The organism is Ruegeria sp. HKCCSP351, from assembly GCF_017872535.1.
GTDB lineage: Bacteria > Pseudomonadota > Alphaproteobacteria > Rhodobacterales > Rhodobacteraceae > Ruegeria.
The window spans coordinates 1-13,697 of the sequence record NZ_JAEDOV010000012.1; the positions used below are offsets into that span (position 1 = coordinate 1).

Below are 13,697 nucleotides of genomic sequence, written 5' to 3' on the forward strand. Positions count from 1 at the left end.
GCGTGCCGCGCACATAAAGATCGGTGAGCGCCTCCTGATCTTCTGCGGAGAGGGCCGGGGAGGGGCTGGGGAGGTAAGGCGCAAGGGGCTTCATGAGGCACATTCTGCGCGCATTTTCCGGCGAAATCAATCAATCATGATAAGGGGTACTTATCGAGTATAATAGGCAAAATTTCAAAAAAGCAAAGCGCTAAACAATTTGGTTATATTTTGTCTATTATGTTGGTAATATATTGATTTAAATCTAAAAAACTTCTCCAATTCTAAAGCTGCGGCTCTTCCGTGAAGCTATGTATCTGTTGTGGGCTTTTGGTCATTGGACGTCCCAAGATATAGAATGTCACTCAGGTCATGGCTTGGGTTTCGACTGGTAATCGCTGAGATCAATGGGTCTTTGTTCTGGGTTCAAAGAGTTCTGCGTTGGCCCGTCGTTTTTCGATTATTAATGTTTGCCTATAGCCTCGAAGTGCTGCGCGCCGCGCATCGGATACTGTTGGGGTTCCTTCGCCCGGCCAAGTGACCAACCAGACACGGGCACTTGGATGAGCACGCAAGGCGGCCTCATGCTCCGATACAATAAAATTAGCGTCGTTGATGTAATAGAACAGAGGTGTATCCGTCCAATCGCGTGCCTGCCGCATAAAGACAAGGTCATCAGGGCGCATTTCAGGCAGCATCGCTTGTGCAATTCCCTGGTAATCGTTTGGAGCACCGGGCTTTTGGGCGGCATAAGGTATACTGAACACAAACACGATGACGCATATCCCTATCGACACCAGCTTGAGGGGCGGGCGTCGGAACATCCAGACGGCTCCCGCTGCACAGAGGATTAGATAGTAGGGTATGAAGAGTAAAAAGGCCCGGTCGGCCAGAACATATACCTTGTAGGACGCCACAAAAATGATCAGCGGAGAAGCCACTGCAAGAAGCCATAGGAGCAAGGTTCGTTCCTGAGGGTAGTGCAGGGTTTTCGATGGCAGTCTCGGGATCAGCGCGCGCCATGCCGTGCCCATGGTCGGAATAAGGAGCGCAAGAAAGGGTAAAACGGACATTGCCGTCAGCATTTCGGTCCGGCGGTGAGCGATTGAGGCAAGCCACAGCATGAAACAGGCTGAACAGATAGCTGCAAAACCCAAAATCCAAAAAGGAATGTTTCGCTCCAAGCTTACAACCGGCGCTTCGCGCTTTGGCGCTCTCAGACTGGCTGCCAGCAACACGAGGGCAAAGATAAGAATAATCCAGGTCCAGGCTGGCCCGATCTGTAGCATCGGAATGATGCGGTGATCCTTCGCATATAGAAACCCGAAGGAGAAGTATTCTACCAGAAATTCGGGATTTGGATCGCGTACCGCAGCTTTTCGCGCGCGGTAAACTGCATGCGTCAGTGCTGGCGCGGACAGGATGAAGGCCAGGGCTTGTATTTGGAACAGCCTGGGGGTCCGCCACCGATGCGCAAGATATTCAACCTCTACATTGGGCCGGGGCAGAACCAATATTGTCCAGAACAGGTGAAGCAGGATCAATGGCCAGAAGAACTCGACCGTCAGAATTCCGGCCATGACCGAAGCAACATAAGCAATCTCGATTCCAGGTCTCGGTCTGCGTGTCCTTACAAGGGTAATCAAAAGCCAGGTTGCTAAGAGTGACAGGAAAGCCCCGGCAACATACATGCGGGCCATCTGACTCCATGCGATGTGAAAGCCATGGAGCGCCAGCAATAGCGCGGCCAGGCATGCCACGGTCGATCCGAATACGCTTCGCGCGATCAGGAAAATCAGCGGGATGGAGCCCAAGGCAAACAGGACACCCGGAAACCGTAGCGCGAGATGAGAGGTTCCGAACGTTTTGGTCCAGCCCAACATGGCCACATACCACCCCATGGGGTGCGGCTCGTCATGAAAGTGCCACCAGATCGTTTCCGTAAGCCCAAGTCGTGGGGGAGGCTCGGAGATGCCGGGAACAAGAGAGATACCGGGAACGTAGATTTCCGGATGAGAAAGACTACGGGCTTCAATTCCCCATAACCGCAAGATAATCGTCAGTACAATTGTGATTGCCAGCGCAATGAAGACGGCCACGTTTCGGCGCTCACGCCTAATTAAGAACACGCTATCTTTTTCGAGTATGCTCATGACTTCTATTTAACAAAAACAAAGTGTGCCCGGTGGTGACAGGGCCAAGTATTCTTGGGCAACATTACAATAAGTGCCCTGAATTAGAAAATATTTGCGATGGGGATGCATAGGTTCGTGACCCTAACAGCCGCTGTCAGAGATGGCTTTCAGGGCTTTCTCGCCGTGAGGTTGAGATATGTAACGTGACCATCCCAGGGAATAAGTCTCTCCGTTTTGTGCCCTGTTGACGAATGTAGCGACAATCTGACCAGCGCTATTGAGTGCGAATACGCGGCCACGGTTTGCTTCTTCGAAAATCAAGTGCCCGGACGGTGTGAAATCCTGCAAACCTTCCGATACTGTCGCGGCCCCCAAATCTTCCAATGCCGCACGAAAGGGGCTTTTCACTGAACCATCCTCAAAATCATAGATCAAAGTTTCGCTTATGCCTTCCACACGTGCGCCAAGCCCGCGATCATAGGCGTTATTGTTGAACACCGCGATCCGGTGATCATCAAGGATGTCCACGTCATGCTGCGACAACCAGGGGCCTGCCTGGGACCAGATGATTTCGTGGGTCGACGGCCGGTAGAGCATAACAAGAGACGGTGTGCGCAAACTCAGAAACAGGTCCCCACTTTTCCAATGAGGCCCATTGGTAAGAACCGGCTCGATGTCGTTCAGGTGCATTGGGTCGTGATAAAAATTGGCGGCGGGGAACAGCAGGTGGCGCAAACCGTTGCTATCTAAAATTTCATCCAGCGCCTCTTCGAAAACCACTTCACCTTTGGCATTTACTCGCACCAGAGATTCGCGGGCAAATTTAGGTGACAGGTTTTCAGGCCAGTCATTCAGCTTGTAGCTTGGGATCCAGAAACCACCCTGTCCGTCAGGGCTGGTTGAATGGTGAAACAAATATTCGCTTCGTGACCATCGGACGTCACCGCAAGGTGTTAACATGAACAGCGGCGCAATGTGGTTTTTGACCAGAAGATCCCCTTCTTCGGTCAGGTACGGGTGGATATAGCGAAAATAGGCGTTATTCCAGTTTTCGTAGCGTGCGAACCCATCAAATTCCGGAAGTCGGTTAACAGTGGCCAGCAACGTTTCGGGCTCTGGTGACCAAGTCCTGAGAATCTCTCCGGTCTCCAGAGACATCAACTCGATCACGTGTCGCGCCTGATCGCCGTTATAGCGGCTTATTAACAAGTACCCGGTCAGTCCACCAGAGCCAGGCGGTTGCCTCCATGACCATCCGGCGGGCAAATCTGCATCCGCTGAAAGACGAAGAAAGGGCATCATTTTGGTGTCCGGTCGCCCAATCTGCTTAATTGCTTGCCGCGCGTTCTCGGGGATTTCGGCCAGTGCCAGTGCCACTTCACCTATCGCTCCGAAGTGATCGCCGCCCCGGTCTTCATTTCCCCGCTCTTCGTCGAGAACGACCGCACCAAATAAGACCATGCCTAACAGCCCCGTGACCAGAACCAGTCCCAAGACCCAAAGCTCGACTTTCTTAAAAAGAAGCTTTTCCATCACCGGTTTTGACCTTGAGATGATCAGCTCGAAAAAAAAGAAAACTTATGAATTCTGGGGGACCTTACACCAAAACAGGTCGCTTTTCAAAAAAACGCAGCCATCCCTCAGAATGCAGGCAATCACCGTAAGGGAATAAGTCACTTTTTAGTCAGGCAGTTAGATGTCTTGGAACTTATCTTGTCTGTAAGAAAATATGATCAGGGTGAGGGCTCCAAGCCAAACGTTCGGAGCGATTGTCATGGGCTGGATTTTCTAGTTGTCCCGAGTTCCGCTATCTCACGGCCAGCTTATCAAGGTTAGTGTAGAGTGCGTTCGCCGTATGCAGCAATTCGGCGTCAAACAAGTGGTCAGGGGTTTGGTCTGGTGTGTTGCGAAAATAGCCGTCGAAGCACTGGCCTTTTCGGGGAAGCTCCAGCGTCTCGCACAAAGCGTGCATTGTCTGATCAGGACGGGCTCTGAGATCATCCTGCGTGACGATCAAGCATCTGTCGCTTTGCTTTTCGACGTTGTGGAAAGCAGCAATCCAGTAGTGCAGCCAGTAATCCGGTTGCTTTGGATCGATCTGGCCGGGATCGAACGTGTCGAACGCGATGGGCCGGTGCAGCAGGCCAAATTCGAGATGCCCGATGTCCAGCATATAGCGGCGAACGAAATCATCTTCAGCCTGAAGGTTAAGAAAGTTTTTGTGCTGGCGCAGCAGTGAGGCCGCATGTGCGGCCGGTCGGCGCAGCGGGACAATGATGTCGCAGCCGGGGAAATAAGACGGCAACACATTCAATCGCGCGATGTTTGCGTTATTCTTTGACAGATATCGCGCCTGCACCTGCCCGGGGCGCCGTAGCGCAACGATCTTGTCAAAATGTCTACGCAGCCGATCACAGGCTGGTTCGTTTTTGTCACCCTCTTGCCAAAGATCGATGGCTTTCTGGTGATATTTGTCCGGCCAGTAGAGGCGCCATAGCACTTCGTCAAATGCCTCGGGGCTGTCGAGGTCAATCTCAAGCCCGTCACCATGGGCCCGTTCGCGGCGTGTCACCCGATCTGATCGTTTTCCGCCGAGGACTGACCAGAGATAGGGGGCGGTGATAAATGGCATGTCCCGGTATTGGTGCGTTGCGATCACGGGCATATCAAAAAATGCGTTCAAGAGCGCGGTTGTGCCACCTCGGGCCAGGGAAGTGATGAAGATCGGAGGTCGTGATCCCCTTGTCTTATTGGTGAACCTAAAGACCCTGTCATCTGCGGCCGCCAGGGATTTCATTAATAATGGCGTTGAAAAAGCCAAAGCGTGAACCAGGCGGTCACCTTCCGAATAGGCTTCGGTTTCGGAGGGCTCGTTTCCGGGCAAACGCTTCGAGACGAACCGGGCAATAAGGATCGCTGCCACAGTGACGGCGACGATATAATCAAGGCGGAGCATCAGCCCCATCACCTCATCGGTGGTTGCAAGGCCAGCGATATCAGCCAGAAGTATTGGTGCTCCGGCAGCGACAAGCGACAGGCTGAAACGCCAGGCGAGTTGCCAGACGCCTTTCAAGAGCTCGAACGCGGCGCGGCGGACGGCGACCTCTTTCTCTTCATCTGTGGTTTCTGCGTCAAACATCGCAGAAACCCCGCGAACCGAGGATGCAACCAAAGACCGGGCCGCCGCAACAACTCCGGTCTTCAATAAGCCTATTGCAAATCCAAGAACCGCCAGCAGCGAGACGCAGAAAGCGATCATCAATGACGCTCGTCAGGAGGGGTCTCAGCGGTCCTGGTGTTGCGACGGGCATTCAGTGCCCGCTTGATCGGGAACCAAAGAAAGCCGGCTATCAGCAAAACCACGACAACCAGCAGGGCCAGGGCCAGGCCAATCGCGCCGAGACCGGCCCCCGGCCCTATATACGCATGAGCTGGCGTGGCACATGCAAGGCTGACCAAAGCAAATGCAGCGCTCGCTGTAACTGAAAATCGTCTGTTCATGATTTGCTCCTGAGTAATTTCGGGTCCAACACGCCTTTATCAAGCGCGGTCGATGGCCTTTTTTGCGATTTCAATTGTCACAGGACGGCAGCGTGTCAAAGTAATCTGGCGAAACATGAACGGCCGTTGTGATGATCGAATTGTAGTCGTCAGTCAGTATGTTCGACAATTCGCGCACCAAATCCCCGTCTGCCGTCACCTCGATCACCCGGCCCTCCATTGGTGAGGAGATCAGCCAATTGCCATTGGGCAGCCGTTCCTGCTGCCCCATGATGAAACTGTCGAAGACCAATTCGGATCCCGCGAATTTATCGCGCACCTCACCGGTTTTCATATCCATTTCAATAATGGAGGATCGGCGGCGATCGGTATTGTTCGAGTATACCGTAATCGTGCCATCGGGATGAAAATCCGCATCGTGCTGGTGCTCCCACGGCCCCGCTTTGTGCCATTTCAGACGCTTCGTCTTCCGATCGACAACACCAACCAGATCGATTGCTCGGTGTGACATGATAAGGTCACCTGCAGAGAATTGAGGGAATGCCCCGGCCCATTCCGATGGCAGGACTTCGACATCATTTGGGTGAATGATGTCCGGGATTTCATCGGCCTCTGCATTCCAGCGCCACTTGAAACCGTTGGGAATACGGAATGCCAGTTGCGCCTTAGGGTCAGGAAGGATGACGTCTTTCGCCAGGTCAATGCTCTCAAGCGTTTCTCCGGTTTCCGCATCAATCCGGGCCATTTGCTGATCGTGCCCGCCATCCCAGATTTTGGAGGTCCAGGTCCAGAAGCCGCCAAGGTCGGGATCTTCGGTCAGCGAATGGTGAAAGACCATATCTGTGCGCCGCCATATGATGTCGCCGCATGTATCAAACCTCGCCATGCCCATGCTGTCGTCGAAATTGGCAAGGATCGACCCATCGGGCAGAGGGCGAATGGCGTGCACGAATTCGGCTTCGTTCCCACCTTCGATAACTTTTGAATGATCAATCTTCCACGTGTGCAGCACGTTGCCTTCGGTATCGATGAGGTCCGTGAGATAGCCGGGCGCGGGATTGGCGATCCGGTTGATCAGCACATAGCCGGGCGCGACTTTATCAGCCTGGTGCACGACGTATGAATCCGATGGCATGCGCGCCGGGCGCTGGAGGTAGGTTCCGCCCGGGACTATATACCCGGTGGCTCTCCACGATCTGATGGCCTCTTTGGTCTCTGAGAATGCTTTCCAGGGCTCCCAGTTTTTGTGGGTCGTCCACATCCCTAAAATAAACGAAAAGACAGCAACGAGTAAGATTGCGGAGATGTATGAAACAATACGCATTGGCGAAACCTAGATTACAATCGTTACTGTGTATTTGTCCTCCGCAGCCCGAGCCAAGTCAACGTAGGAGTCCCGGCGCGTTGCCATTGGCGCTGAACTCTGACCTTTTTGTCTGAATACTCCTGATTGTTCGTGATCGTTTGCCCGTATTGACTAGTTGTATTGTGCTTTCCAAGACGTTTAGGGAATATGCGATTTGGAAATGTGATGCTGCCATGGCTGCCGTGAAAGCGGGACTGATACTGAGGCCATGCTTCGAACGAGCAATGCAGTGGCGGGATCAAGAAACGGCATCTGGAGTCCAAATGGGTTTGTTTTGCGGAGGCTGGGAGTGGATGACACATTGAGAAGTAATGACTAAAATAAAGACAATGGTTTGAGAGAAGGTGTCGTTTGGTTTCATTGGTTTATGCGGTTTCTGATTGGGCTCCTTTATGAGTGATGATACCAGAGCGCCAGCTTGGGTTTTGTTGCTTACGGCTGCGGTTCTCGCAGCTTTACTTTTTTTGCCGACCGTCGGGATTGGCGTCGTGCGGTCCGGTTTCAATCCGGATGAGTGGAGGTTTGCCGCCGGTCTCGAGCGCGGATTTGCTGAGGTGCATGGTCGTTGGTCGACTCATTGGGCGCACGAGGAACTCTTTGGCTGGGATACGCCAATTGCATTTCTGATTTTTGTTATTTTTGCCGCTCTGTTCGGGGTCTCCGTCCTTATCGCACGCCAGTCCGTGGCCAGGACGGGTTCAATTATGATGATCGCCGTTATTGTGGTGGTTTTTCTGGCAGGGTCTTCTCATGTTTATTTGACTGAAATCCTGCATTATCAGACGCAAGCCCCATGGTTCAGCCTTGGCCTTATGGCTTCTGTTGGTGCGATGACTATGATTGCGCAGCCGCACGCGCAATCAGTCGGAGGTATGGTTCTGCGCATGATCGTAGCCGCCGAGCTTCTGGCGATTTCGATCGGCTTCTATCAAAGCTACGCGCTTATGGGCTTTCTCATCCCGGCTATCGTCTTGATCCGGATCGACGGGTACGACCATCGTGAAAGCGTGCTCTGCATCTTCCGCGTTCTTGTGGTTTCTGTTGTCGCTCTGGCCCTGTATCAACTGCAGCTGCGGGCGACCATTTCCATTCTGGATCTCAGGGCAAATTTCCGTTTTGCAGGCGGGGTGGAGTCGACAGTGATTTTGGAAAAGTTGTCCGCGTTGCATCGGATGGAAAGGCTTATCCATAGCGGTGGGCTTTTGGGAGTGCCGCAGCCATATCGCGGAGTTTTCCTGCTTGGAACGGCGGCTGTCTGTGGGTTGGTTCTTATGGCTGCCCTGAGCGCGCTTCTCGCCCCACGCGCCTTCCCTGGCGGAGGATGGTTCGGAGCGTTTCGTGTGTTTCTCGGTGGGTTCGGCGCCCTGTTCATATTGCCGGTTCTGATCTGGTTCCTCTATCCGGAGCCTTATCTGATTGGTCGCAGCATCGGCTTTATCGGTTTTGTCTTCGCCGGTGTCGCTCTGGCAAGCACTGCGGTTGTTGCTCAGGGGATGGCCGGGGTGCCCATGTCACGCTTTGCCCCGGTTGCAGGGCTGACCCTGGTGCTGATCTTTGGTGTCAGCCAAGCAATTGCGTCATCGCATATCTGGCCACTTTTTCAGCGTGTGGCGGAGCAGGATGTTGCCCTGGCCGACGACATAGTGGAGCGAGCCAGATCGATGAATGGTTTTGATATCACATCGACACCGATCCGTTCTGTTGGTGGGCCTGCTGACCAGCACCTGAGGTTCGGTGGTTTTCAGACACCCAGCACGTTTCATCGTGGCATCGACATGAATTCCATATTTCAGATTCGTTACGGAGCTGCAAATTATGCCGGGTCGGTTCTGACCCCTCCGCGGCCCTGCGCGGCTTTCCCGGAAGATGGATCGGTTTTCATGGCTGAGGGCACGCTTTTTGTTTGCTTCGAAGCTACTGAGCCCCTGCCCAGGCAATCTACCTGCTTTCCTCTGGGGGGCGGAAGGAAAGCTGCGCTTTGTTACTCTGACACTATGGCTGTTCTGCTGGGGCAAACCTGCGCGGATATAGACCCCGGTGACGGCCAGATCGTTGCAACCCAGTTAAACGAAGCTGGCGAGTGGATCAGGTTCAACCGTTTTCCCTGGCAAGCTCTGGCCACAGAAATGAACGGTCTGTGCTACAGGTTTCTGAGTACAGGAGGCGAACCGTTCTCGGTCCTGCGCATTGAGCACAAGACGGCGATGGGAACCGAGTGGACCGTGGAACATGACGCCACAGACGCACAGGCGTTGGAGGAAATATTAAGTACGGGCAATGAGGTGGAGTAAGTGGCCGTGGATCGCCAGAATGTAGTGAGTTTTATCGTCTTTCTCGTATGCGGTGCAACGCTGGCTTTTCTGGCAGGTGTTTCTGCAGCCGTTCTGAATTTGCCGCCGACAGCTTTGGTTCAGGAAGCCAGAAGCACGGTAAAAGAGTTGATCCACGGCCCGTGGTATCGTGACCCCCGGTGGATGCCGCGTCGCTATGAGGGAACCGGCCTTGTCACATATAATCCCGAGCTTAGCTGGGCTGGGTTAACAGTCATGCAAGGCATGTTTGACGATGGCGCACAGGCGCGCGTCTATGATGCTGACGGGACGCTTTTGCGCACCTGGCCGCTGGATTTTCACGCAATTTGGTCCAATCCGGCTCATATCATCCCTGACAAGAATATCCCCAAGGGATCTGGAGAATATCACACTCAGGGGGTTGCCCTGGGAAAGGATGGATCCGTCCTTGTCAATTTCGCCGAGCTGGGCACCGCGCGCCTTGGTCCTTGCGGTGATACCGTCTGGACTGTTGATCAGATGACCCACCATTCGATCACGGAGAACCCGGATGGGACGTACTGGATTCCAAAAAAACGTGATCCGGCCACCATAACCCCTAAATATATGCTTCCGGGCGCTTCGGTCGAAGCAATCATGGATTCCGACAATTACTATGCCGATTCAGCGCTTTTGATCGACCCCGAGGGACGTATCATTGAAGACGTCCCCATCCTGGAGCCAACGATTGACTGGCTGATAGAAAATCAGGAACTGGACATCATCTATGGGCTCAATCCAGAAGAGCTGGACCCGCTACATCTCAATGATATCGAAGTTGTCACCCCTGAGCTGAGCGCGCGCATCTCAGGGTCGGAGCCCGGAGATTTGCTGCTCTCCATGCGTAATCTCCACGCGCTGGCTGTGTTGAACAGATCCAGTGGCAAGATCGTCTGGATGCAGCACGGACCGTGGCTGAAGCAGCACGATCCCGATATCGAGCAGGACGGCACCATCACCGTCTTTGATAATGGCAGCGGTCACCGAATGCCTGGCCGTGATTTCGTGGGTGCCCGTGTCCTTCGGTTCGATCCCGTGACTGGTCTGGCTGAGACGGTTTACCCCCAAAACGATGATCAGCGTTTTTTCAGCTTTATCATGGGTACACATCAGGCGTTGCCCAACGGCAATATTCTTGTAACCGAAAGCACATCTGGGCGCGTTTTCGAGATCACTCGGGATGGAGAAACCGTCTGGTCGATGGTGTTTGTCGCGGGAACCCGCTCTGCCGCACTGATAGAGGAAGCGCGGCGTTATCCTCTGGATTTTGTAGACCGGTCAGTCTGGTCTTGCCCCTGACCTCCAGCTCGGCAGTCGCTCAGTCACGCCGATATACATGAACGTTACCATCGCCCAGTGTTCCGGGGAAGTCATGGACAAGGTCCAGTTGCCCTTTGGCATCCTGCCTCAGTTGTGGGATGGCGCTGAACATTCGGTTCGGAAACAGGACGACCAATGTCACAGGACCAGGCTGAGCTATCGCTTTTGCATATGTTTCGGGGTCGCCAATGGTTGTCCAGTTGGCATTGAAATGGTTCTCAAAGACAGGCCCGCCCGGATTGATGGCGTAAACCCGCTCGGAAGGGGTACGGGTCTGTTCCACAAAGGCAAAAGCTCCGGCCAGATTCTGTTTTGGCGCGGCATAGTTCCGCTGCACAAGAAGCACGGATAAAGCGATCATCGCCGCAACACCGATGGCGAACAGTGGCATTCCAATCCGAGGCTGGCTTATCGCTCGTGCCACAATGCCCGCACCGTGCCAGCAGCCGATGACCGCAAAAATGATGACCGGGCCGATATCAACAAAAAAGAAACGTGGCCATATCCGCATGTCGAGCGACAGGAGAATAGCCAGCGTCACCACGATATGCATAACGATGGACGGGAAAAACAGTGGTTGTGCTGAATGTGCTCCTGCGGCACCAAACGCCAGGGCGATCAATCCGCCGAATGCAACAATCATGGTCAGCGGGCCAGTATCTCCGATTGCCGTCCGTAGCCCTTCCAGCACTGTCCAGACCGGGCTCTGATACTCCTGCATCGGATCGACAGCGGATGTTGCCGCTACCTCGCCCATGGCTTCCACGAGGCTTGGAAAGATCGGCAGATACAACAACACAATTAAGACCAGCGCCATTGCTACGCCAATAAGAGGCCGCAGCACCCAGTCACGGGTCAGGGCGGGGCGCCCAAACCCGGTTACCAGTGACACCAGCCAGATGAAACCCAAAGCGACAAAGAAGAATACCCCGGTCAGGTGTGTGAAAACCGCAGCTGCGGCAGTCAGGCCAAACGCAACCCACGTGCCGACGGTCGGACGGTGCGTTCCCCGCAAAAAGAAAATAAGGCCCAACGTGCTCCAGAATGCGAGCTCGGTATATCCGCGGGCGTTCTGCGAAAACCAAACCTGATGATAGGAAAGTGCGACAAGCAGGGCCGAAATATGAGCGACCTTCGTGCCTGCAACATCCCGCGCCAGCCACCAGATTGCAGCAACGATGCCAACGCCGAACAGCACCGCTGGAAAACGATAGGCCCAAGGCTGATCTCCGAAAATCTGCGAGACCAGCTTAGCCTTCATGCTGAAGAAATAGTGATGGTTCATCGAGTATTCGCGCATCATTTCGCCCCAAGGCAGGCGGACATGCGTATCGACGGTCCAAATTTCATCATACCATAGCGGCGCATTCAGCCCTGCGGTTCGCAGCACGGAGGCGAGAAGCAGTATGAGCAGGAGCACAGCCAGATCATTACGCCCAACTGCGGGGGATTGTTGTATCATGGGGTTTTACCGGTCACATGTGCCTCGGTTCTGGGTGGCATTTGGTAAGTCGACCTTGCGTGAGGTGCGCGCAGCTGTCTGTCGGTATTTTTGCTCCTGTGGTGTATGTGCATGCGAAGGCGCAAACATTGGAAATTCTGCGCAAAGATAGTCGCCTTTTTTTGGATAATGCGACCTGATGGACCTTATTGGTGCTATTTCTGGGCCTGTGACCTTTCTATATGCTGGCCAGCTCTGCCCCGCACCCTTTGGTTGCATCAGATGGCTTGCAGGCAACTGTTGGCGCAACATTATCTCGCAATTCCCATGACATTCGAAATGATCGCCGAGCAACAAAACACCGCCTGTACTGAATAAACGGATTGAACGTCCTGATGGTTCAATTGACGAAAGCTCAAGTCAATGGTTTTCCGTCGGGCGGCTCCGCAAGGGCCTCGGCGGTTAGGCCAAGGCTGCTTTCGACAATGTAAAGTGGGCGTTTGCGGGCCTCGTCAAAGAGACGCCCCAGGTACTCGCCGATCACGCCAAGCACCACGAGTTGCAAACCACCGATCAGCAGCACGGCAACCATCAGCGAGGCATAACCAGGTACGTCCACCCCGTAGATCAGGGTACGTACGATAAGGAAAATGCCGTAGATAATCGCCGCCAGGGCGGTCAGCATACCGACATAGCCAGCAATTCTCAGCGGGACGGTGCTGAACCCGGTAATGCCGTCCAGTGCGAAATTCCAAAGACGCCAGTAGTTGAACTTGCTTTGTCCCGCTGCGCGCTCAGGCCGGTCATAAAGTACCTCGGCATGTCGAAATCCGACCCAGGCGAAGAGCCCCTTCATAAAACGATTATGTTCTCGCAATTGGGTTATTGAGCGAACCACCCTTTGGTCCATGAGCCGAAAATCACCCGTATTGGCCGGAATCGGAACCCCTGAGAGCCTGTTGATGATCTTGTAGAACTTTATCGCCGACCAGCGTTTCATCGCGGTGTCCGTATTGCGGCGGTGCCGGACGGCATAGACGACATCGAACCCTTCGCGCCATTTCTCGAGAAAGCTTTCAATCAGTTCGGGGGGGTCCTGCAAATCCGCATCTATCGGAACGACTGCTCTGCCCGAGGCAACGTCAAGTCCGGCGGTCAGGGCGATCTCTTTGCCGAAATTGCGGGAAAAGTTTACCACTTTGATGCGCCTGTCATGTTCGTGCGCGTCGGCTAAAATTCTGGCTGTGCCGTCTGTGCTGCCGTCATTCACACATATGATCTCATAGCTTTCGCCAAGGTTTCCCAGAAACTGGCCCAGCCGATCAAACAGGATTGGCAGAACGTCCTCTTCATTGAACATCGGCACAATAATGCTGAGTGTCGGGGTATCTTGACCTGCATGACCGGCCCGAGACTGCGACATGGGTGTGTTCATATTTGGCGGCACCGTTTGAATGTCGTTTATTGTGTAGCTGGCTGTATGTGATCATGGTTTGATGCGGGCCTCAAAGAGTTCCGCGCCTGCGCACAGCTTTTTTGAGCATCCGTGTCTGTTTGTAACCACTACATGTCTGCTCTTTTCGTTGGGAATACCGGGAGTATTCTGAAGATTTGACCTAATGGGC

At 53.8% G+C, this 13,697-nt stretch carries 9 protein-coding genes; 2 read left to right on the forward strand and 7 right to left on the reverse strand.

Annotation, left to right across the window (positions count from 1 at the left end; genetic code table 11):
- Window positions 1-383 precede the first annotated feature (383 nt).
- The 5 genes from I9182_RS18750 to I9182_RS18770 all read right to left on the reverse strand — a co-directional run bounded on the left by I9182_RS18750 (window position 384) and on the right by I9182_RS18770 (window position 6,750).
- Complete coding sequence (locus I9182_RS18750) at window positions 384-2,132, reverse strand: glycosyltransferase family 39 protein (protein ID WP_209599249.1); 1,749 nt, start codon at window positions 2,130-2,132, stop codon at window positions 384-386.
- Window positions 2,133-2,255: 123 nt separating this feature from the next.
- The gene (locus tag I9182_RS18755) at window positions 2,256-3,647 is read right to left on the reverse strand and encodes an arylsulfotransferase family protein (RefSeq protein ID WP_209599250.1); all 1,392 of its coding nucleotides are present in this window, start codon (window positions 3,645-3,647) and stop codon (window positions 2,256-2,258) included.
- A gap of 274 nt (window positions 3,648-3,921) precedes the next feature.
- Window positions 3,922-5,373: a sulfotransferase gene (locus I9182_RS18760; protein WP_209507420.1), complete on the reverse strand. Its 1,452-nt coding sequence runs from the start codon at window positions 5,371-5,373 to the stop codon at window positions 3,922-3,924.
- The gene (locus I9182_RS18765; protein ID WP_245222731.1) at window positions 5,373-5,615 is read right to left on the reverse strand and encodes a hypothetical protein; all 243 of its coding nucleotides are present in this window, start codon (window positions 5,613-5,615) and stop codon (window positions 5,373-5,375) included. Before I9182_RS18765 ends, I9182_RS18760 begins: the two co-directional genes overlap by 1 nt.
- 70 nt (window positions 5,616-5,685) lie before the next feature.
- On the reverse strand, window positions 5,686-6,750 hold the full coding sequence (locus I9182_RS18770) for an arylsulfotransferase family protein (protein ID WP_209599251.1): 1,065 nt from the start codon (window positions 6,748-6,750) through the stop codon (window positions 5,686-5,688).
- Window positions 6,751-7,685: 935 nt separating this feature from the next.
- Here I9182_RS18770 and I9182_RS18775 point away from each other — a divergent pair.
- A complete protein-coding gene (locus I9182_RS18775) occupies window positions 7,686-9,272 on the forward strand; it encodes a glucosyltransferase domain-containing protein (protein ID WP_209599252.1) in 1,587 nt (528 codons plus the stop codon).
- Window positions 9,273-10,610 (forward strand): arylsulfotransferase family protein, encoded by a 1,338-nt coding sequence (locus I9182_RS18780; protein ID WP_209599253.1) that lies wholly within the window; start codon window positions 9,273-9,275, stop codon window positions 10,608-10,610.
- Window positions 10,611-10,629: 19 nt separating this feature from the next.
- Here the strand turns inward: I9182_RS18780 and I9182_RS18785 are convergent, their stop codons facing one another.
- Together I9182_RS18785 and I9182_RS18790 are read right to left on the reverse strand one after the other, a co-directional pair.
- A complete protein-coding gene (locus I9182_RS18785) occupies window positions 10,630-12,093 on the reverse strand; it encodes a glycosyltransferase family 39 protein (RefSeq protein ID WP_209599254.1) in 1,464 nt (487 codons plus the stop codon).
- 394 nt (window positions 12,094-12,487) lie between these two features.
- Complete coding sequence (locus I9182_RS18790; RefSeq protein WP_209599255.1) at window positions 12,488-13,495, reverse strand: glycosyltransferase family 2 protein; 1,008 nt, start codon at window positions 13,493-13,495, stop codon at window positions 12,488-12,490.
- Between the last annotated feature and the right edge of the window lie 202 nt (window positions 13,496-13,697).

Bases quoted from the DNA above. Each gene is read 5' to 3' on its own strand.
- I9182_RS18750 (WP_209599249.1), bottom strand. From the start codon at position 2,132: ATGAGCATACTCGAAAAAGATAGCGTGTTCTTAATTAGGCGTGAGCGC.
- I9182_RS18755 (WP_209599250.1), bottom strand. From the start codon at position 3,647: ATGGAAAAGCTTCTTTTTAAGAAAGTCGAGCTTTGGGTCTTGGGACTG.
- I9182_RS18760 (WP_209507420.1), bottom strand. From the start codon at position 5,373: ATGATCGCTTTCTGCGTCTCGCTGCTGGCGGTTCTTGGATTTGCAATA.
- I9182_RS18765 (WP_245222731.1), bottom strand. From the start codon at position 5,615: ATGAACAGACGATTTTCAGTTACAGCGAGCGCTGCATTTGCTTTGGTC.
- I9182_RS18770 (WP_209599251.1), bottom strand. From the start codon at position 6,750: ATGCCATCGGATTCATACGTCGTGCACCAGGCTGATAAAGTCGCGCCC.
- I9182_RS18775 (WP_209599252.1), top strand. From the start codon at position 7,686: ATGATGATCGCCGTTATTGTGGTGGTTTTTCTGGCAGGGTCTTCTCAT.
- I9182_RS18785 (WP_209599254.1), bottom strand. From the start codon at position 12,093: ATGATACAACAATCCCCCGCAGTTGGGCGTAATGATCTGGCTGTGCTC.
- I9182_RS18790 (WP_209599255.1), bottom strand. From the start codon at position 13,495: ATGTCGCAGTCTCGGGCCGGTCATGCAGGTCAAGATACCCCGACACTC.